At 39.3% G+C, this 19,677-nt stretch carries 33 protein-coding genes; all 33 read right to left on the reverse strand.

Annotated elements, in window-relative coordinates:
* Window positions 1–113 precede the first annotated feature (113 nt).
* The 33 genes from rplQ to rpsG all read right to left on the reverse strand — a co-directional run bounded on the left by rplQ (window position 114) and on the right by rpsG (window position 19,655).
* Window positions 114–476: a 50S ribosomal protein L17 gene (gene rplQ / locus AB3M96_RS21365; RefSeq protein ID WP_412969639.1), complete on the reverse strand. Its 363-nt coding sequence runs from the start codon at window positions 474–476 to the stop codon at window positions 114–116.
* A gap of 120 nt (window positions 477–596) precedes the next feature.
* Window positions 597–1,541 carry a DNA-directed RNA polymerase subunit alpha gene (locus tag AB3M96_RS21370; RefSeq protein ID WP_412969640.1) on the reverse strand — a complete coding sequence of 315 codons (945 nt, stop codon included), beginning with the start codon at window positions 1,539–1,541 and terminating at the stop codon, window positions 597–599.
* 440 nt (window positions 1,542–1,981) lie between these two features.
* A complete protein-coding gene (gene rpsK / locus AB3M96_RS21375) occupies window positions 1,982–2,371 on the reverse strand; it encodes a 30S ribosomal protein S11 (RefSeq protein ID WP_412969641.1) in 390 nt (129 codons plus the stop codon).
* A gap of 25 nt (window positions 2,372–2,396) precedes the next feature.
* Entirely contained in the window at window positions 2,397–2,762 is a 366-nt protein-coding gene (rpsM, locus tag AB3M96_RS21380) for a 30S ribosomal protein S13 (protein WP_412969642.1), read from the reverse strand.
* Between the two features lie 23 nt (window positions 2,763–2,785).
* Entirely contained in the window at window positions 2,786–2,899 is a 114-nt protein-coding gene (rpmJ, locus tag AB3M96_RS21385) for a 50S ribosomal protein L36 (RefSeq protein ID WP_003156543.1), read from the reverse strand.
* A gap of 32 nt (window positions 2,900–2,931) precedes the next feature.
* On the reverse strand, window positions 2,932–3,150 hold the full coding sequence (gene infA / locus AB3M96_RS21390; protein ID WP_010285101.1) for a translation initiation factor IF-1: 219 nt from the start codon (window positions 3,148–3,150) through the stop codon (window positions 2,932–2,934).
* Window positions 3,151–3,319: 169 nt separating this feature from the next.
* Window positions 3,320–4,066 (reverse strand): type I methionyl aminopeptidase, encoded by a 747-nt coding sequence (map, locus tag AB3M96_RS21395; RefSeq protein WP_412969643.1) that lies wholly within the window; start codon window positions 4,064–4,066, stop codon window positions 3,320–3,322.
* The gene (locus tag AB3M96_RS21400; protein WP_412969644.1) at window positions 4,066–4,716 is read right to left on the reverse strand and encodes an adenylate kinase; all 651 of its coding nucleotides are present in this window, start codon (window positions 4,714–4,716) and stop codon (window positions 4,066–4,068) included. The genes map and AB3M96_RS21400 overlap by 1 nt, the downstream gene beginning before the upstream one ends.
* Window positions 4,717–4,775: 59 nt before the next feature.
* Window positions 4,776–6,065, reverse strand: a complete 1,290-nt coding sequence (gene secY / locus AB3M96_RS21405; RefSeq protein ID WP_412969645.1) for a preprotein translocase subunit SecY — start codon at window positions 6,063–6,065, stop codon at window positions 4,776–4,778.
* A complete protein-coding gene (gene rplO / locus AB3M96_RS21410; protein ID WP_412969646.1) occupies window positions 6,065–6,505 on the reverse strand; it encodes a 50S ribosomal protein L15 in 441 nt (146 codons plus the stop codon). The genes secY and rplO overlap by 1 nt, the downstream gene beginning before the upstream one ends.
* Before the next feature lie 32 nt (window positions 6,506–6,537).
* Window positions 6,538–6,720 carry a 50S ribosomal protein L30 gene (gene rpmD, locus AB3M96_RS21415; RefSeq protein ID WP_099364828.1) on the reverse strand — a complete coding sequence of 61 codons (183 nt, stop codon included), beginning with the start codon at window positions 6,718–6,720 and terminating at the stop codon, window positions 6,538–6,540.
* A 12-nt stretch (window positions 6,721–6,732) separates the two neighbouring features.
* On the reverse strand, window positions 6,733–7,233 hold the full coding sequence (gene rpsE, locus AB3M96_RS21420) for a 30S ribosomal protein S5 (RefSeq protein ID WP_412969647.1): 501 nt from the start codon (window positions 7,231–7,233) through the stop codon (window positions 6,733–6,735).
* Window positions 7,234–7,254: 21 nt separating this feature from the next.
* Window positions 7,255–7,617, reverse strand: coding sequence for a 50S ribosomal protein L18 (gene rplR / locus AB3M96_RS21425; RefSeq protein ID WP_412969648.1), 363 nt, complete (start codon window positions 7,615–7,617; stop codon window positions 7,255–7,257).
* Between the two features lie 31 nt (window positions 7,618–7,648).
* On the reverse strand, window positions 7,649–8,185 hold the full coding sequence (gene rplF, locus AB3M96_RS21430) for a 50S ribosomal protein L6 (RefSeq protein ID WP_412969649.1): 537 nt from the start codon (window positions 8,183–8,185) through the stop codon (window positions 7,649–7,651).
* 28 nt (window positions 8,186–8,213) lie between these two features.
* Complete coding sequence (gene rpsH / locus AB3M96_RS21435; protein ID WP_412969650.1) at window positions 8,214–8,612, reverse strand: 30S ribosomal protein S8; 399 nt, start codon at window positions 8,610–8,612, stop codon at window positions 8,214–8,216.
* 30 nt (window positions 8,613–8,642) lie between these two features.
* Window positions 8,643–8,828 (reverse strand): type Z 30S ribosomal protein S14, encoded by a 186-nt coding sequence (locus AB3M96_RS21440; protein WP_066159591.1) that lies wholly within the window; start codon window positions 8,826–8,828, stop codon window positions 8,643–8,645.
* 13 nt (window positions 8,829–8,841) lie between these two features.
* On the reverse strand, window positions 8,842–9,381 hold the full coding sequence (rplE, locus tag AB3M96_RS21445; RefSeq protein WP_412969651.1) for a 50S ribosomal protein L5: 540 nt from the start codon (window positions 9,379–9,381) through the stop codon (window positions 8,842–8,844).
* 23 nt (window positions 9,382–9,404) lie between these two features.
* Complete coding sequence (gene rplX, locus AB3M96_RS21450; protein ID WP_412969652.1) at window positions 9,405–9,716, reverse strand: 50S ribosomal protein L24; 312 nt, start codon at window positions 9,714–9,716, stop codon at window positions 9,405–9,407.
* A 37-nt stretch (window positions 9,717–9,753) separates the two neighbouring features.
* Window positions 9,754–10,122: a 50S ribosomal protein L14 gene (rplN, locus tag AB3M96_RS21455; protein WP_412969653.1), complete on the reverse strand. Its 369-nt coding sequence runs from the start codon at window positions 10,120–10,122 to the stop codon at window positions 9,754–9,756.
* 47 nt (window positions 10,123–10,169) lie between these two features.
* Window positions 10,170–10,433, reverse strand: a complete 264-nt coding sequence (gene rpsQ, locus AB3M96_RS21460; protein ID WP_412969654.1) for a 30S ribosomal protein S17 — start codon at window positions 10,431–10,433, stop codon at window positions 10,170–10,172.
* Between the two features lie 28 nt (window positions 10,434–10,461).
* Window positions 10,462–10,659 (reverse strand): 50S ribosomal protein L29, encoded by a 198-nt coding sequence (gene rpmC / locus AB3M96_RS21465; protein WP_010285065.1) that lies wholly within the window; start codon window positions 10,657–10,659, stop codon window positions 10,462–10,464.
* Entirely contained in the window at window positions 10,649–11,083 is a 435-nt protein-coding gene (gene rplP / locus AB3M96_RS21470; RefSeq protein WP_412969655.1) for a 50S ribosomal protein L16, read from the reverse strand. Before rplP ends, rpmC begins: the two co-directional genes overlap by 11 nt.
* A 1-nt stretch (window position 11,084) precedes the next feature.
* Entirely contained in the window at window positions 11,085–11,741 is a 657-nt protein-coding gene (gene rpsC / locus AB3M96_RS21475; RefSeq protein WP_412969656.1) for a 30S ribosomal protein S3, read from the reverse strand.
* Window positions 11,742–11,744: 3 nt separating this feature from the next.
* Window positions 11,745–12,086, reverse strand: coding sequence for a 50S ribosomal protein L22 (gene rplV / locus AB3M96_RS21480; RefSeq protein WP_116354137.1), 342 nt, complete (start codon window positions 12,084–12,086; stop codon window positions 11,745–11,747).
* 17 nt (window positions 12,087–12,103) lie between these two features.
* On the reverse strand, window positions 12,104–12,382 hold the full coding sequence (gene rpsS / locus AB3M96_RS21485) for a 30S ribosomal protein S19 (protein ID WP_412969657.1): 279 nt from the start codon (window positions 12,380–12,382) through the stop codon (window positions 12,104–12,106).
* A 57-nt stretch (window positions 12,383–12,439) separates the two neighbouring features.
* On the reverse strand, window positions 12,440–13,270 hold the full coding sequence (rplB, locus tag AB3M96_RS21490) for a 50S ribosomal protein L2 (protein WP_412969658.1): 831 nt from the start codon (window positions 13,268–13,270) through the stop codon (window positions 12,440–12,442).
* 27 nt (window positions 13,271–13,297) lie between these two features.
* A complete protein-coding gene (gene rplW, locus AB3M96_RS21495) occupies window positions 13,298–13,585 on the reverse strand; it encodes a 50S ribosomal protein L23 (RefSeq protein ID WP_010285048.1) in 288 nt (95 codons plus the stop codon).
* Window positions 13,585–14,208, reverse strand: coding sequence for a 50S ribosomal protein L4 (gene rplD / locus AB3M96_RS21500; RefSeq protein WP_412969659.1), 624 nt, complete (start codon window positions 14,206–14,208; stop codon window positions 13,585–13,587). Before rplD ends, rplW begins: the two co-directional genes overlap by 1 nt.
* A 25-nt stretch (window positions 14,209–14,233) precedes the next feature.
* Window positions 14,234–14,863, reverse strand: a complete 630-nt coding sequence (gene rplC, locus AB3M96_RS21505) for a 50S ribosomal protein L3 (protein WP_412969660.1) — start codon at window positions 14,861–14,863, stop codon at window positions 14,234–14,236.
* A gap of 40 nt (window positions 14,864–14,903) precedes the next feature.
* The gene (rpsJ, locus tag AB3M96_RS21510; RefSeq protein WP_003354783.1) at window positions 14,904–15,212 is read right to left on the reverse strand and encodes a 30S ribosomal protein S10; all 309 of its coding nucleotides are present in this window, start codon (window positions 15,210–15,212) and stop codon (window positions 14,904–14,906) included.
* A gap of 492 nt (window positions 15,213–15,704) precedes the next feature.
* Window positions 15,705–16,895 carry an elongation factor Tu gene (gene tuf / locus AB3M96_RS21515; protein ID WP_412969661.1) on the reverse strand — a complete coding sequence of 397 codons (1,191 nt, stop codon included), beginning with the start codon at window positions 16,893–16,895 and terminating at the stop codon, window positions 15,705–15,707.
* Between the two features lie 126 nt (window positions 16,896–17,021).
* Window positions 17,022–19,100 carry an elongation factor G gene (gene fusA / locus AB3M96_RS21520; protein ID WP_412969662.1) on the reverse strand — a complete coding sequence of 693 codons (2,079 nt, stop codon included), beginning with the start codon at window positions 19,098–19,100 and terminating at the stop codon, window positions 17,022–17,024.
* Window positions 19,101–19,184: 84 nt separating this feature from the next.
* Entirely contained in the window at window positions 19,185–19,655 is a 471-nt protein-coding gene (gene rpsG / locus AB3M96_RS21525) for a 30S ribosomal protein S7 (RefSeq protein WP_412969663.1), read from the reverse strand.
* Window positions 19,656–19,677 lie beyond the last annotated feature (22 nt).

Below are 19,677 nucleotides of genomic sequence, written 5' to 3' on the forward strand. Positions count from 1 at the left end.
AGTATAAAAGACTGGCTGATGTCGTGCATTTTTTATGCCTTTAATTGTGTAGGAACCCCAACAAATATTATAGAACCTAAAAAACTGTCTCGCCCTTAATTTAGATATTGTTATTAAACTAATTCAATAACTACCATTGGTGCACCGTCACCACGACGAGGTCCAAGTTTCATGATACGAGTGTATCCACCTTGACGATCCTCATAACGAGTAGCGATATCACTAAATAGTTTTTGAAGCGCATCTTGACCAGACTCTTCATTAGCAACTTCATTACGGATGTAAGAAGCAGCTTGACGACGAGCATGTAAATCTCCACGCTTACCTAATGTAATCATTTTCTCTACAACAGACTTTAATTCCTTCGCGCGAGCTTCAGTTGTCTCGATACGCTCGTTGATGATTAAATCAGTTGTAAGGTCACGTAGTAACGCTTTACGTTGTGCGCTTGTACGTCCTAATTTTTGATATGACATGAGGTATTCCCTCCTTTGTTGAATTATTATGAAAGACAAGCATTAGATAACTAGGCTCTTGTAACGACGATGACTGAACATGTAGTAGGAAGATACCTATTTAGCATGATGCGAAACTAATCAGTCATCCTTACGTAAGCCTAAACCAAGCTCTTCTAACTTAGCCTTTACTTCTTCTAAAGATTTACGACCTAGATTACGAACCTTCATCATGTCTTCTTCTGTCTTATGAGCAAGCTCTTGAACTGTGTTGATACCAGCTCTCTTTAAGCAGTTATATGAACGAACAGAGAGATCCAATTCTTCAATTGTCATCTCGAGGACTTTCTCTTTTTGATCCTCTTCCTTTTCGACCATAATTTCTGCATTTTGCGCTTCATCAGTTAATCCTACAAAAATATTTAAATGTTCTGTAAGGATTTTCGCACCTAGTGCAATCGCTTCTTTTGGACCAGTACTGCCGTCTGTCCAGACATCAAGAGTCAGTTTGTCAAAGTTCGCGACTTGTCCTACACGTGTAGTTTCAATTTGATAGTTAACACGTGCAACAGGCGTATAGATTGAATCAATCGGGATTACTCCAATAGGCCGATCCTCACGCTTGTTCGCATCAGCTGGAGTATATCCTCGTCCGCGCTTTGCAGTTAATCTCACACGAAAATGTGAATCTTTAGCAAGTGTAGCAATATGAAGGTCAGGGTTTAGAATTTCAACATCGCTGTCATGAGTAATGTCTGAAGCTCTTACTGGTCCTTCTCCTTGTACATCAATCTCTAACGTCTTCTCTTCATCAGAGTAGATTTTGAGAGCTAATTTCTTCACATTTAAGATAATAGATGTTACATCCTCGACGACGCCTTCGATTGTTGAGAACTCATGCAGTACACCATCTATTTGGATAGACGTTACAGCGGCACCAGGGAGAGAAGATAATAGGATACGACGTAAGGAGTTACCCAAAGTAGTTCCATATCCACGCTCAAGTGGCTCGACGACGAATTTACCGTATTTGGCATCTTCGCTGATTTCAACCGTTTCGATTTTTGGTTTTTCAATTTCGATCATTTATAAACCCTCCTTCAAAACGTCGAAACCCCGGCTAGACAATTCTATTTGACACGTCTAACCGAAATTCCCAAAAGTTAAGTTCCCTATCTGTGCACAACAACTCGATTATTATTCTGTAAGAACTTATAAAGAAAACATGGCGTTAAGCAAGCAAGTGCCAACAAACGCCGTTGTTACACTTATAAGATAAGAAAGCATTGATACTTTCTTACACTGTAAAAAAGTTTATCAAAACCCATTAATCCATTATAGCCATGAAAAAAAAATCTATACAGAAAAAGTTTAAATACGCGTTGGCGTATTTGCTTTCAGATTTTGATCATTATGCTCGCTAGCATTCTTTAAAATCTGAGGCACCCATCAAATGAAGGAGTAAACTTTTACCTGTAGTGTTTTATCCCAATAGCCTTAAAAATGAATTATCTTACTGAATAAAATTATACACGGCGACGTTTTGGTGGACGACATCCGTTATGTGGTACTGGAGTAACGTCTTTAATAGCTGTAACTTCTAGACCAGCAGCTTGAAGTGCACGAATTGCAGCTTCACGACCTGCACCAGGTCCTTTTACAGTTACTTCAAGAGTTCTCATACCATGTTCCATTGATACCTTAGCAGCTGTCTCTGCAGCCATTTGAGCAGCGAATGGTGTAGATTTACGTGAACCTCTAAAACCTAATGCACCAGCGCTTGACCATGAAATAGCATTACCGTGTGTATCAGTAATTGTAACAATAGTGTTATTGAATGTTGAACGGATGTGAGCTACACCAGATTCAATATTCTTTTTTACACGGCGTTTACGAGTATTCGTTTTACGTGCCATTTATGATTTACCTCCCTTGCTTATCTTATTTTTTCTTGTTTGCTACAGTACGACGAGGTCCTTTACGTGTACGAGCGTTGTTCTTAGTGTTTTGTCCTCTAACTGGTAATCCGCGACGATGACGAAGTCCACGGTATGAACCAATTTCAATTAGACGTTTAATGTTTAGTGATACTTCACGACGAAGGTCACCTTCAACTTTATAACGGTCAACGATATCACGAATCTTACCTAATTCATCTTCTGTAAGATCACGAACACGAGTATCTTCAGAAACACCAGCCTCAGCTAGGATTTTTTCTGCAGTTGGACGTCCGATTCCAAAAATATATGTTAATGATATTACTACGCGTTTTTCACGCGGAATATCAACACCAGCAATACGTGCCATTTAGACGTACACCTCCTTGTAGATTAACCTTGTTTTTGTTTATGCTTAGGGTTTTCACAAATAACCATAACTTTTCCTTTTCGGCGAATAACTTTACATTTTTCGCAGATAGGTTTAACAGATGGTCTCACTTTCATTTTTCAAACCTCCTTGATAGTACGGAGCGCATTTATTTAAAACGGTACGTAATTCTACCGCGAGTCAAGTCATATGGTGATAATTCAACCGTAACTTTGTCTCCAGGTAAAATACGGATAAAGTGCATGCGAATTTTACCAGAAACATGGGCCAAAACAGTATGACCATTCTCTAATTCAACTTTAAACATTGCATTCGGTAATGTTTCAGCCACAGTACCTTCAACTTCAATTACATCGTCTTTCGCCATTGGAATGTTCTCCCTTCTTCAAATCAGTAACTTGCTCATTGACAAACACGTACACAAACATATGTTTACGCCTGTCATAAGACCAGTTTTATTTAATACTGCTCTGAACTTCCGGAGATACGTAATCAAAAATTTGATGAATGTTATTTTAATTAGTAGGGTTCGTCTCTTACATTTTTGTTAAGATCTCATACCCTGTTTCTGTAATAGCAATCGTATGTTCAAAATGCGCACACGTTTTGCCATCGACTGTTACAACAGTCCAGTTATCTGCTAACGTCTTCACGTATCGACTACCTGCATTTACCATCGGTTCAACGGCAAGTACCATTCCTGGTTTTAAACGTGGTCCCTTATTAGGTGGACCATAATGTGGAATTTGTGGATCCTCATGTAATTCTTGCCCTACACCATGACCAACATACTCTCGAACAATCGAAAAATTGTTAGCTTCAACATAGACTTGAATCGCATGAGAAATATTAGATAGACGCTCACCAGGCTTCGCTTCTTTTAATCCTCTATAAAGAGATTCCTCAGTTACATCGAGAAGTTTTTGATTTTCAGTAGTAATTGTACCAACTGGATACGTCCAAGCTGAATCACCATGGTAACCATTGTATTTCGCACCAATATCGATACTAATAATATCTCCATCTGCTAGTACGCGATCACCTGGAATCCCATGAACTAACTCTTCATTAACTGAAGCACAGATACTACCGCGAAAACCATTATACCCTTTAAAAGAAGGAATTGCATCAAATCCACGAATAAACTTTTCAGCAATTGCATCCAGTTCTCTTGTTGTGATTCCTGGAGCGATATATTTCTTTAACTCTTGGTGCGTTAATGCAACGATTTTACCAGCCTCGCGCATAATCTCAATCTCACGCGGAGTCTTGCAGATAATCATTAAATTAATCCCCCAAGTAGCTTGTCGATATCAGCAAAAACTTTGTTGATTTCTTGTTGTCCATCGATATTGCGAAGATAGCCCTTTTCTTCATAAAAGTCAAGAAGCGGCTTAGACTGTTCGATATTTACTGATAGGCGTGTTCCAACTGTTTCTGCATTATCATCAGCACGTTGGTATAACTCGCCTCCACATTTATCACAAGTATTCTCTTCACGAGGAGGATTAAATACTAGGTGATAAGTTGAACCACAAGACTTACAAATACGACGTCCAGTTAATCTTTCAAGTAATATTTCTTGATTTACATCAATATTAATTACATAGTCAATTAACTTATCGAGTTCTGTAAGCATAGCCTCAAGTGCTTCAGCTTGTGGTACAGTTCGTGGAAAACCATCAAGTAAAAATCCTTTTTTACAATCATCCTTACTTAATCGATCGCGAACAATTCCTATCGTAACTTCATCAGGTACCAGCTCACCTTTATCCATAAAAGATTTTGCTTTCAACCCTAGTTCTGTTCCATCCTTGATTGCAGCGCGGAACATATCCCCTGTAGAGATATGAGGGATGTTATACTTTTCTACGATTTTTTCGGCTTGAGTACCTTTTCCAGCACCCGGAAGCCCCATTAATACTAGGTTCAAGTGAATTTACCCCCTCAGCCTCTTATCTGTAGGATCTGGGAATTCATATTCCCAGTACCCTATTTGATAAATCCTTTATAATGACGTTTTACAAGCTGACTTTCAAGCTGCTTCATCGTTTCAAGTGCAACCCCGATAACGATTAGCAAGCTAGTTCCACCAATTTGTGCGGATTGCGGTAAATTCGCAAATTTTATAAAGAATACAGGAAGAACAGAAATAGCTGCTAAGAAAATAGAACCAACAAAAGTTAATCGATACAGAATTTTTGTTACATATTCTTGCGTATTCTTTCCTGGACGAATTCCCGGGACATAGCCACCTTGCTTTTTCAAGTTTTCTGCCATTTGTTCAGGATTAACTTGAACAAATGTGTAGAAATAAGTGAAAGCAATAATTAATGCAACGTAAATGATCATCCCAACAGGTTGAGTATAATCAAAATACTTTGTTATCCAGTTAGTCACGTCATTTGGTCCGAAGAATGAAGCAATCGTCGGTGGAGTGATAACGAATGACACTGCAAAAATTACAGGAATAACACCAGCAGCATTTACTTTTAACGGTAAATGAGTTGAATGTCCACCAACAGGACTATTTGCAACTAACCGCTTAGCATATTGAATTGGAATTTTACGTAAAGCTTGTTGTACGAATATTACACCCACTACAACAGCAATGATTGCAATTAGCAGAATGACAGCAGTGATGATACTTAAGAACAATTGATCTCCAGCATCTTCAAACTGTTGTACATAGTATTGATTAATAGCAGTAGGGATTCCAGCAACAATACCGGCGAAGATGATGATTGAAATACCGTTACCTACGCCCTTAGCAGTGATTTGTTCACCTAACCATAATAGGAAAGCAGTTCCTGCAGTAAGAACAGTAGCAATTAGAAGATAAGTTCCAATGCCCGGATTTTCAATTAACATACCATTTGCCATATTATTAAAACCGTATGACATACCTAAAGCTTGAATAAAACCAAGTACGATTGTTCCATAGCGGGTAAATTGTGCTAATTTACGTCGTCCAACATCTCCTTGCTTACTCCATTCAGTAAACTTAGGAACTACGTCCATCTGTAACAACTGAATGATAATGGATGCCGTAATGTATGGCATAATTCCCATTGCAAGGATTGAGAAGTTAAACAACGCCCCACCACCAAATGTATTAAGTAGACCAAATGCTGAGTTATCACTTGCTTGTAATACGTCAGCATTTACATTTGGAACTGGAATAAAGGTGCCGATTCGAAATACTACTAACATAAGTAGGGTGAATATAATTTTGTTTCTTATATCACCAACGCGCATAAAATTGGAGATTGTCTGAAACATTAAATCACCTCAGTTTTTCCGCCAGCAGCTTCGATCGCTTCTTGAGCAGTTGAGGAGAATTTGTGAGCTCTAACTGTTAGCTTTTTGTCTAAAGATCCTTTACCAAGAATCTTAATACCAGCATTAAGTTTACTTACAACACCAGTTTCGATTAATAGTTCAGGTGTTACTTCTGTTCCATCTTCAAAACGGTTTAGTGTCTCAAGGTTCACAATTGCATAGTCCTTACGGCTGATGTTTGTGAAACCACGCTTAGGTAGACGTTGGAATAATGGAGTTTGACCACCCTCAAATCCTGGACGAACACCGCCACCTGAACGTGCTTTTTGACCTTTATGACCTTTACCAGAAGTTTTACCATTACCTGATCCAGTTCCACGACCTACACGGTTACGTGTTTTACGGGAGCCTTCAGCTGGTTTTAATTCATGAAGTTTCATTTGGGCACCTCCTTATTTCAGAAAAAATTCAATTATTGTTCTTTAACTGTAACTAGATGAGCAACTTTATTAATCATACCGCGGATCGCAGCATTATCATCATGAACAACAGTTTGATGTAATTTTTTTAATCCAAGAGTACGAACAGTTACACGTTGGTCTTCAGGGCGTCCAATTACACTGCGAGTGAGGGTGATTTCTAATTTGTTTGACATTTAGTTTCCCTCCTATCCTAACAGTTCTTCTACTGATTTACCACGTAACTTAGCTACTTCTTCAGCACGCTTTAATTGAGTAAGTCCGTCAATTGTAGCACGGATCATATTCACTGGAGTGTTAGTTCCAAGTGACTTAGAAAGTATATCACCAACACCTGCTAATTCAAGTACCGCACGAACAGGTCCACCTGCGATAACTCCGGTACCTTCAGATGCAGGCTTAAGTAATACTTCACCAGCACCAAAACGACCGATTACTTGGTGAGGAATAGATGTTCCAACTCTTGGTACAGAAATAAGGTTCTTTTTAGCATCTTCGATTGCTTTACGAATTGCATCTGGAACTTCTTGTGCTTTACCAGTTCCAAATCCAACATTCCCGTTTTTATCACCAACTACTACTAATGCAGCAAAGCGGAAGCGACGTCCACCTTTAACAACCTTAGCAACGCGGTTAACGGTTACTACGCGTTCTTCAAGTTCTAATTTATTTGGATCAATGCGACGCATCTCTATGTCCCTCCTTTTTTACTAAAATTCTAATCCAGCTTCACGAGCAGCATCTGCTAGAGCTTTTACACGTCCGTGATATAGGTAACCTCCGCGGTCGAAAACAACCTCTTTGATACCTTTTTCAATTCCACGCTTAGCAACTAGTTCGCCAACTTTTTGTGCTGCATCTACATTACTAGAACCTTCAACAGTAAGTTCTTTATCTAAAGTAGAAGCACTTGCGATTGTAACTGAATTTACATCATCGATTAATTGAGCATAAATATGTTTGTTTGAACGAAACACATTTAAGCGAGGACGAGTAGCAGTTCCAGCTACACGAGAGCGAACACGAGTATGTCTTTTCTTACGAACTGCATTTTTATCCTGTTTCGTAATCATTTACGTCTCTCCTTTCTTTTACCTAAAAGGCTTACTTCGCAGTTTTACCTTCTTTACGACGAACAAATTCACCTTCGTAGCGAATACCTTTTCCTTTATAAGGCTCAGGCGGACGTACACCACGAATATCAGCAGCAATAGCGCCAACACGTTCTTTATCGATACCTTTTACAATGATCTTTGTGTTAGAAGGAACATCGATTTCGATTCCAGCTTCAGGAACGATTTCTACTGGGTGAGAGTAACCAACGTTTAATACAAGTTTATTACCAGATTTTTGAGCACGGTAACCGACCCCGATTAGCTCTAATCCTCTTTCATAACCTTTGTGTACTCCTTCAACCATGTTTCCTAAGATACTGCGTGTTGTGCCATGAAGAGCACGGTGTTCTTTATTGTCAGTTGGACGAGCAACGTTAATTACGTTCTCTTCAACGTTAATTTGGATATCAGGATGGAAAGTACGAGTTAATTCGCCTTTCGGTCCTTTTACAGTAACAGTATTACCATTGAAAGTAACAGTAACACCAGATGGTATTTCTAGTGGTTTTTTACCAACACGTGACATGTACTACACCTCCATTCTTTTCAAGCAATTACCAAACGTAAGCTAATACTTCTCCGCCAGCTTGCTTTTGACGAGCTTCTTTATCAGTTAATACACCTTGTGAAGTTGAAACGATCGCGATTCCTAGACCGTTTAACACACGTGGTACTTCATCAGATTTTGCATATACACGTAAACCAGGCTTAGAAATACGCTTTAGGCCAGTAATTACGCGTTCATTGTTTGCTCCGTACTTTAAGAAGATACGGATAATACCTTGTTTATCGTCCTCAATATATTCAACGTCACGAACAAAACCTTCACGCTTTAAGATTTCAGCGATGTCCCTTTTGATTTTTGATGCAGGGATTTCAAGTTTTTCATGACGAACCATGTTCGCATTACGGATGCGAGTAAGCATATCTGCAATTGGATCTGTCATCACCATAGTATTTTTACCTCCTTCCCAATTCGGGGTTTACCAACTTGCTTTTTTTACACCAGGAATTTGACCCTTATAAGCTAGTTCACGGAAACAAATACGGCATAATTTAAATTTACGAAGTACAGAGTGTGGACGACCACAACGCTCGCAACGAGTATACTCTTGCACTTTATATTTTTGTGTGCGTTTTTGTTTCGCAATCATTGATTTTTTAGCCACGTTTTCGCCTCCTTTACTTTTGGAACGGCATTCCGAATGCTGTTAATAACTCACGAGCTTCTTCGTCAGTATTTGCAGTAGTTACGATAACGATATCCATACCACGTACTTTACTTACTTTATCGTAATCAATTTCAGGGAAAATTAATTGTTCTTTTACACCTAGAGTGTAGTTACCGCGGCCGTCAAATGACTTTTTAGAAATACCACGGAAGTCACGTACACGTGGAAGTGAGATAGATACTAATTTGTCTAAGAATTCGTACATACGCTCACCACGTAGTGTAACTTTTGCACCGATTGGCATACCTTCACGTAGACGGAAACCAGCGATTGATTTCTTAGCTCTAGTTACAACTGGCTTTTGACCAGTGATAGCAGCTAATTCTTCAACAGCATTGTCTAATGCTTTAGAGTTTTGTACAGCGTCACCAACACCCATGTTGATAACGATCTTTTCAAGTTTAGGAACCTGCATTACAGACTTATAATTAAACTTGCTCATTAGAGCAGGTGTAATCTCTTTTTGAAATTTATCTTTTAGGCGGTTCATGTAAGTACCTCCTTTCTTCTCTACTATTTATCTAATAATTCACCAGATTTTTTTGATACACGTACCTTTTTGCCATTAACTTCTTTGTATCCAACACGTGTTGGAGTACCAGATTTAGGATCTAATGGCATTACATTTGATACATGAATAGGTGCCTCTTGGCTAACGATTCCACCTTGTGGGTTCGCTTGAGACGGTTTTGAGTGCTTTTTAACGATATTAACGCCTTCTACAAGAACACGATCTTTCTTTGGGAAGCTTTCTAGGATTACACCTGTTTTGCCTTTATCCTTACCGGAAATCACCTGTACCTTGTCACCTTTTTTTACATGCATCTATTTCGCACCTCCTTAAAGGCCAATCAATTTCGGATTATAGTACTTCTGGAGCTAATGAAACAATTTTCATAAAGTTATTATCACGTAACTCACGAGCTACAGGACCGAAGATACGAGTTCCACGCGGACTCTTATCATCACGGATAATAACGCAAGCATTTTCATCAAAACGGATGTAAGTTCCATCGTTACGACGAACGCCACGCTTCGTACGTACGATAACTGCCTTTACTACATCACCTTTTTTAACAACGCCACCTGGTGTTGCTTGTTTTACTGTACAAACGATAACATCACCAATGTTTGCTGTTTTACGACCTGATCCACCTAATACTTTAATAGTTAGTACTTCACGAGCACCAGAGTTGTCAGCAACTTTCAAACGAGTTTCTTGTTGAATCATTCATGAAACCTCCCTTCGGATTTTTGATTGATCCGAACAATTTATAATTAGATAATAACCGCTTTTTCTACAACTTCAACTAAACGGAAACGTTTAGTAGCGGATAATGGGCGAGTCTCCATAATTTTAACGATATCGCCGATTTTTGCAACATTGTTTTCATCATGTGCTTTGAATTTTTTTGAATACTTTACGCGTTTACCGTAAAGAGAATGCTTCTTATAGGTTTCTACAAGAACAGTGACCGTTTTATCCATTTTGTCAGATACAACACGTCCAGTATAGACTTTTCGTTGATTGCGTTCACTCACTATAGTAGACCTCCTCTCTGGTTATCGATTATTTACGACCGATTTCTCTTTCGCGGACTACTGTTTTCATACGAGCGATTGATTTACGTACTTCACGAATACGTGCAGTGTTCTCAAGTTGGCCAGTAGCTAATTGAAAGCGAAGGTTAAATAATTCTTCTTTTAATGATTTTACTTTTTGTTCGATTTCTGCAGTGGTTAGATCACGGATTTCATTAGCTTTCATTTGATTCACCACCAATTTCTTCTCGTTTTACAAACTTAGTTTTGATTGGTAGCTTATGAGATGCTAAACGTAATGCTTCACGAGCAACCTCTTCTGATACACCAGCGATTTCAAAAAGAACTTTCCCTGGTTTCACAACTGCTACCCATCCTTCAGGAGCACCTTTACCAGATCCCATACGTACCTCTAGAGGCTTTGCAGTATATGGCTTAGATGGGAAAATCTTAATCCAAACTTTACCGCCACGTTTCATATAACGGGTCATAGCGATACGAGCAGCTTCGATTTGACGGTTTGTAATCCATGAAGCTTCTAGAGCTTGGATACCGTACTCACCGAAATGTACTTCAGTACCACCTTTTGCTTGACCACGCATTTTTCCACGGTGTTCTCTGCGGTACTTAACACGTTTTGGTAACAACATATTATTTTCCTCCTTCCTGAGTTTTCTTTCTTGTTGGAAGGACTTCTCCACGATAGATCCATACTTTCACACCGATTTTTCCGTAAGTTGTGTCAGCTTCAGCAGTACCATAGTCGATATCTGCACGAAGTGTATGAAGTGGAACTGTTCCTTCACTGTAGTGTTCTGCACGAGCGATATCAGCGCCACCTAGACGACCAGATGTCTGAGTCTTGATACCAAGTGCACCTGCACGCATAGCACGTTGGATAGCTTGCTTTTGTGCACGACGGAAAGATACACGATTTTCAAGTTGGCGAGCAATGTTTTCAGCAACAAGTGTAGCGTCGACATCTGCTCTCTTGATTTCAAGGATATTGATGTGTACACGCTTGCCAGTTAGTTGGTTAAGTGCTTTACGAAGTGCTTCAACTTCAGTTCCACCTTTACCAATTACCATACCTGGCTTAGCAGTATGAACAGTAACGTTAATACGGTTAGCTGCACGTTCAATTTCTATTTTAGATACAGAAGCATCACTTAAACGTTTTGCGATATACTCACGAACTTTAAGGTCTTCATGTAATAAATCTGCATAGTCTTTACCTGCGTACCATTTAGACTCCCAATCACGGATAATCCCTACACGCAGTCCTATTGGATTAACTTTTTGACCCACTACTTATCCCTCCTTCTTTTCTGATACCACGATTGTAATGTGGCTAGTGCGCTTGTTGATTTGGCTAGCACGTCCCATAGCTCTTGGACGGAATCTCTTTAATGTTGGACCTTCGTTAACATACGCTTCAGTAATAACCAAATTGTTAGCGTCCATTTCGTAGTTGTGCTCTGCATTTGCAATCGCAGAATTTAGAACTTTTTCTACAATTGGAGAAGCAGCCTTTGGTGTATGACGTAGGATAGCGATTGCCTCACCTACTTGCTTACCTCGAATTAAATCTGCTACTAATCGAACTTTACGAGGAGCAATACGAACTGTTCTCGCGACAGCTTTAGCTTGCATAGATAATCCTCCTCTCATTAACGTCTTGTTTTCTTATCGTCATTTGCGTGGCCTTTGTAAGTACGAGTTGGTGCGAATTCACCAAGTTTGTGACCTACCATATCTTCAGTAACGTAGACCGGTACGTGTTTGCGACCATCATAAACTGCAATTGTATGACCAATGAATTGAGGGAAGATTGTTGAACGACGAGACCAAGTCTTGATAACTTGCTTCTTGTCACCTTCTTTAAAACCTTCAACTTTTTTCATTAAATGGTCATCTACAAAAGGTCCTTTTTTTAAGCTGCGACCCATAAGTGTACCTCCCTTCGTGATTGACCTACGGTTCCAGTGAACCGTAGCACAATCCCGTTATTTTTTACGACGACGTACGATAAATTTATCTGATTTATTCTTTTTCTTACGTGTTTTGAATCCAAGAGTTGGTTTACCCCAAGGAGTCATTGGAGACTTACGTCCGATTGGTGATTTACCTTCACCACCACCGTGTGGGTGATCATTAGGGTTCATAACAGATCCACGAACTGTTGGACGTTTACCTAACCAACGTGAACGACCTGCTTTACCAATGTTGATAAGTTCATGTTGTTCGTTACCAACTTGACCTACAGATGCACGACAAGTAGCTAGAATCATACGAACTTCACCAGAAGTTAAACGTACTAGTACGTATTTACCTTCTTTACCTAATACTTGTGCTGATGTACCAGCCGAACGTACTAATTGTCCACCTTTACCAGGCTTAAGCTCAATGTTGTGGACTACTGTACCTACTGGAATGTTTACTAATGGTAGTGCATTACCTACTTTGATGTCAGCTTCAGGACCTGAAACTACCTCCATACCTACTTGTAGGTTTTTAGGAGCAAGAATGTAACGCTTTTCTCCATCTGCATAATTTATTAAAGCAATATTTGCTGAACGGTTTGGATCATATTCAATTGTAGCAACGCGTCCTGGTATACCATCTTTATCGCGTTTGAAGTCGATAACACGGTATTGACGCTTATGACCGCCACCTTGATGACGTACTGTTAATTTACCTTGGTTATTACGACCACCTTTTCTGTGTAAAGGCGCTAGTAATGATTTCTCGGGTCTATCTGTAGTAATTTCAGCAAAATCTGAAGTTGTCATACCACGACGACCGTTAGAGGTTGGTTTGTACTTTTTAATCGCCATCTCTATTTCCCTCCTTCTCTATTAGAATTATACTTCAAAGAATTCGATTTCTTTGCTGTCTGCTGTTAGTTTAACGATAGCTTTTCTGCGACGATTTGTATATCCACTATAACGTCCTACACGTTTGAACTTACCTTTGTAGTTCATGATGTTTACTTTCTCAACCTTTACACCGAAGATTTGTTCAATTGCATCTTTAACTTCAGTTTTGTTAGATTTCACATCAACTTCAAACGTATACTTCTTTTCAGCCATTAAGTCTGATGAACGTTCAGTAATAACAGGGCTCTTAATAATATCACGAGGATCTTTCATTATGCGAGCACCTCCTCTACTTTTTCCACCGCAGCTTTAGTAATCACTAGCTTATCGTGGTTAAGAACATCAAGGACATTAACTCCATTTGCAGTAACAACTGTTACTCCAGGAAGATTACGAGCTGAAAGTTCTACTGCTTCATTTAAATCAGCAGTAACGATTAACGCTTTACGATCTACGTTTAATCCTTTCAATACCGCAGCCATTTCCTTAGTCTTTGGAGCCTCTAATACTAGATTATCTAATACTAGAACATTTTCCTCTAATACCTTAGTAGATAAAGCTGATTTGATTGCTAAACGGCGTACTTTTTTAGGTAATTTATAGCTATAGCTTCTTGGAGTTGGACCAAATACTGTTCCACCGCCACGCCATTGTGGTGAACGAATAGAACCTTGACGAGCACGGCCAGTACCCTTTTGGCGCCATGGTTTACGACCTCCGCCAGCAACTTCAGAACGGATCTTAGTTTTATGAGTTCCTTGACGTAAAGAAGCTCTTTGCATGATAACTGCATCGAATAATACTTGTTTATTAGGTTCAATACCGAATACAGAATCGTTTAGTTCGATTTCTCCAACTGTTGAACCAGTTTGGTTATACAATGATACTTTTGGCATTCAAATTTCCTCCTTTCCTAGTAAATTACTTTGCCTTTACAGCAGTTTTAATAGTAATTAGTGATTTTCTCGCACCTGGTACATTACCTTTTACTAGAAGAAGATTACGTTCTGTATCTACTTTCACGATTTCTAAGTTCTGTACAGTGATACGCTCTCCACCCATACGTCCAGGTAGAAGTTTGTTTTTAAATACGCGGTTTGGAGCTACAGGTCCCATTGAACCAGGACGACGGTGATAACGAGAACCGTGAGCCATAGGTCCACGAGATTGTCCATGGCGCTTGATGCTACCTTGGAACCCTTTACCTTTTGATTTTCCTGTTACATCTACGATATCTCCTTCTGCGAAGACATCAACTTTGACTTCTTGACCAACTTCAAACTCATCTAAGTTAACTCCACGTAATTCACGTACGAAGCGCTTAGGTGCAGTATTTGCTTTTGCTGCATGACCTTTTTCAGGTTTGTTTGATAACTTTTCTCTCTTATCTTCAAAACCTACTTGAACAGCCTCATATCCATCAGTCTCAACTGATTTCTTTTGAAGTACTACGTTTGGAGTAGCTTCAATAACTGTTACCGGAACAAGTTCACCGTTACCTACGAATACTTGAGTCATACCAATTTTTCTTCCTAAGATTCCTTTGGTCATTAGTCACACCTCCTATAAGATTTGCATTTATTTCATTTGATTAAAGTTTAATTTCAATGTCGACACCAGATGGTAAATCCAAACGCATTAATGAATCAACAGTTTGTGGTGTTGGATTAACAATATCGATTAAGCGTTTATGAGTACGCATTTCGAATTGCTCACGAGAATCTTTGTACTTGTGAACAGCACGAAGAATCGTATAAACGGACTTCTCGGTTGGAAGTGGGATCGGACCAGATACAGCTGCCCCAGAACGTTTTGCAGTTTCTACGATTTTCTCTGCAGATTGATCAAGAATTCTATGATCATATGCTTTTAAACGAATACGAATTTTTTGTTTTGCCATTATTTTCCCTCCTTTATCGCCTACTTTTAAAATAGACCTTCTCCGTGGAAATTTCCTTACACTCGCCATGGCAAAGCGGCCGGGTGTATCAGCAACCTTCCACATCATCGCAGTCAAAGACCAACATTGTCTATTATATAAAAAACTAAAACGAAATGCAACATAAATCTTTCTTTTATGCATGTTTTTCGCACTTTTTTAATTATACAAGCCTTTACGCTGCATTTCAACTAAACTCGACGTTAATTCTTGCGTTATATTTTGGAAATAATGAAATCCATAGAGAATAGTACGTTATTTAAAACCTTCTATATATATAAAGAAGAAAGAAGGAGAATATAAATCTATTATTAGATCTACAATCAATCAACTATATAATATTTAAACTTTATAAGCGTTAGCGTTTTTATCTAGTTAAATATTTTAAGTATTCTATAGTAGAAAACATAAAAACAGGTGGGTTACCCCACCTGTTTAACGTCTGACTGGTTATTATTCTTGAATAGAAGCAACAACGCCAGCGCCTACTGTACGTCCACCTTCACGAATAGAGAACTTTGTTCCTTCTTCGATCGCAACTGAAGCAATAAGTTCAACTGTCATTTCGATGTTGTCACCAGGCATAACCATTTCTACACCTTCTGGAAGTTGGCAAATTCCAGTTACATCAGTTGTACGGAAGTAAAACTGAGGACGGTAGTTTGTGAAGAATGGAGTATGACGTCCACCTTCTTCTTTTGATAATACATAAACTTCTGCTTTAAACTTTGTGTGTGGTTTGATAGTACCTGGTTTCGCAAGTACTTGACCACGTTGGATTTCTTCACGAGCAACACCACGTAGTAATGCACCAATGTTGTCTCCAGCTTCAGCGAAATCAAGAAGCTTACGGAACATTTCAACACCTGTTACAGTAGTAGTTTTTGGTTCTTCAGTTAAACCGATGATTTCAACAACTTCACCAACTTTAACTTGTCCACGCTCAACACGACCTGTAGCAACTGTTCCACGTCCTGTGATTGAGAAAACATCCTCAACTGGCATCATGAACGGTTTGTCAGTTTCACGAACTGGGTTTGGAATATACTCATCAACAGCGTTCATTAGTTCGATAACTTTTTCTTCCCACTCAGCGTCTCCTTCAAGAGCTCTTAAAGCAGAACCTTTGATAACTGGAATGTCATCACCAGGGAATTCATATTCAGAAAGAAGGTCACGAATTTCCATTTCAACTAATTCTAATAGTTCTTCGTCATCTACCATGTCACACTTGTTCATGAATACAACAAGGAAAGGTACACCTACTTGACGAGAAAGAAGGATGTGCTCACGAGTTTGTGGCATTGGACCGTCAGCTGCAGATACAACTAAGATTCCTCCGTCCATTTGAGCAGCACCTGTGATCATGTTTTTAACATAGTCAGCATGTCCTGGGCAGTCAACGTGTGCATAGTGACGAGCATCAGTTTCATACTCAACGTGTGCAGTAGAGATTGTGATTCCACGCTCTCTTTCTTCAGGAGCACCATCGATTTGATCATAAGCCATAGCTACACCTTTACCTGATCTTTTTGCAAGAACAGAAGTGATAGCAGCAGTTAATGTAGTTTTACCATGGTCAACGTGTCCAATTGTACCAATATTAGCATGTGGTTTCGAACGGTCAAATTTCTCTTTTCCCATTTGAATAGCCTCCTTAAGTATTTTTAATTTAAATTAAGTATGATATGCCCGAAAGTGAGATATAAGATATGCCTCACTTTCATGGCCTACATAAGTAGTTATACTTTAAGTAAAGATGAAAATCAATTATTCACCTTTATTTTTTTTGATAATTTCTTCTGAAATTGATTTTGGAACTTCTTCATAATGATCGAAGTGCATTGTGAACACTCCACGACCTTGTGTATTAGAACGTAATGAAGTTGCGTACCCAAACATTTCAGATAGTGGAACCATTGCGCGTACAACTTGTGCGTTTCCGCGCGCTTCCATACCTTCAACTCGTCCACGACGAGATGTGATACCACCCATGATATCTCCCATGTATTCCTCTGGAATAACAACTTCCACTCTCATAACAGGTTCAAGGATAACAGGGTTACATTTTGATGCAGCGTTTTTAAGTGCCATAGAAGCGGCGATCTTAAACGCCATTTCACTTGAGTCTACATCATGGTATGAACCATCATATAGTCTTGCTCTGATATCTACCAATGGATAACCAGCAAGAACACCTCTATCAAGAGATTCTTCAAGCCCAGCCTGTACAGCAGGGATGTATTCACGTGGAACTACCCCACCAACAATTCCATTCTCAAATTCAAAACCTTTACCTTCTTCATTCGGAGAGAACTCAATCCAAACGTGTCCGTATTGTCCACGTCCACCTGATTGACGAGCAAACTTTCCTTCTACTTGTGCAGAAGAACGGAATGTTTCTCGGTATGCAACCTGTGGAGCACCAACATTTGCTTCAACCTTGAATTCACGCTTCATACGATCTACTAAGATATCTAAGTGAAGTTCACCCATACCCGCGATAATCGTTTGGCCTGTTTCTTGGTCTGTATGTGCTCTGAATGTTGGATCTTCTTCTTGAAGCTTTTGTAAAGCAGTAGTCATTTTGTCTTGATCTGCTTTTGATTTTGGTTCAACAGATAACTGAATAACTGGTTCTGGGAATTGCATAGATTCAAGAATTACTAGATCCTTTTCATCACACAATGTATCACCAGTTGTAGTATCCTTTAGACCTACAGCAGCAGCGATATCACCAGCATGTACAACTGAGATCTCTTCACGGCTGTTTGCGTGCATTTGCAAGATACGTCCTACACGCTCACGCTTACCTTTTGTAGAGTTTTGTACATATGATCCAGAGTTAAGAGTACCAGAGTACACACGGAAGAATGTAAGTTTACCTACATAAGGGTCAGTCATTACTTTAAATGCTAGTGCAGAGAATGGTTCATTGTCATCTGAATGACGTTCAACTTCCTCTTCTGTATCAGGTATAGTACCTTTAATTGCTGGTACATCTAATGGAGATGGTAGATAGTCAATTACAGCATCCAACATTTTTTGAACACCTTTATTTTTGAAAGCAGATCCGCAAATTACAGGATAGAATTCAACATTTACAGTACCTTTACGAATCGCAGCTTTAAGCTCTTCGTTTGTGATTTCTTCACCAGCAAGATACTTTTCCATTAATTCTTCATCTAAATCCGCAGCAGCTTCTACTAATTTTTCACGGTATTCAGTCGCTTGTTCCATATACTCCTCAGGAATTTCACGATCTTCCATATCAGTTCCTAAATCATTAGCATAGAAAGTTGCTTTCATTTCAATTAGGTCGATAATACCTTCGAATTGGTCTTCAGCACCAATTGGAAGTTGAATAGGGTGAGCATTCGCTTGTAAACGGTCGTGAATAGTACCTACTGAATATAAGAAGTCAGCACCAATCTTGTCCATTTTGTTAACGAATACAACACGTGGTACACCATAAGTAGTTGCTTGTCTCCAAACTGTTTCAGTTTGTGGTTCAACACCAGACTGAGCATCAAGAACAGCTACAGCACCATCTAAAACACGAAGTGAACGTTCAACCTCTACTGTGAAGTCTACGTGTCCTGGTGTGTCGATGATGTTAACGCGGTGACCCTTCCATTGTGCTGTTGTTGCAGCAGATGTAATTGTGATACCACGCTCTTGCTCTTGTTCCATCCAGTCCATCTGAGATGCACCTTCATGAGTTTCACCGATCTTATGTATACGACCAGTATAATAAAGTACACGCTCAGTTGTTGTGGTTTTACCTGCATCGATATGCGCCATGATACCGATATTACGAGTGTTTTCTAAGGAGAACTCTCTTGCCATTGGGTCTTTCTCCTTTCCTATGTTAAGTATGATTTTTTAAAATGAAGCTCTGCTAAAATTAGTTTAACAGAGCTTTTATAGATTCTACCAACGGTAGTGAGCAAATGCTTTGTTTGCTTCTGCCATTTTGTGTGTATCTTCACGCTTCTTAACTGATGCACCAGCATTGTTAGCTGCATCAAGAATTTCGTTAGCTAAACGCTCTTCCATCGTTTTTTCTCCACGAAGACGAGCATAGTTTACTAACCAACGTAATCCTAGAGTTGTACGGCGATCTGGGCGAACTTCAACAGGAACTTGATAGTTAGCACCACCCACACGACGAGCTCTTACTTCTAGCACCGGCATGATGTTCTTTATTGCTTGTTCAAACACTTCCATTGCATCCTTGCCAGAGCGTTGTTGAACTAGTTCAAACGCATTATATAAAATCGCTTGTGATTTACCTCTTTTTCCATCAACCATCATTTTGTTGATTAAACGAGTTACAAGCTTTGAATTATAAATTGGATCTGGTAATACATCTCTCTTAGCTACAGGTCCTTTACGAGGCATTATAGTTCCTCCTTTCGATCAT

The sequence above is a fragment of the Ferdinandcohnia jepli genome (genome assembly GCF_047246645.1).
GTDB lineage: Bacteria > Bacillota > Bacilli > Bacillales > Bacillaceae_L > Ferdinandcohnia.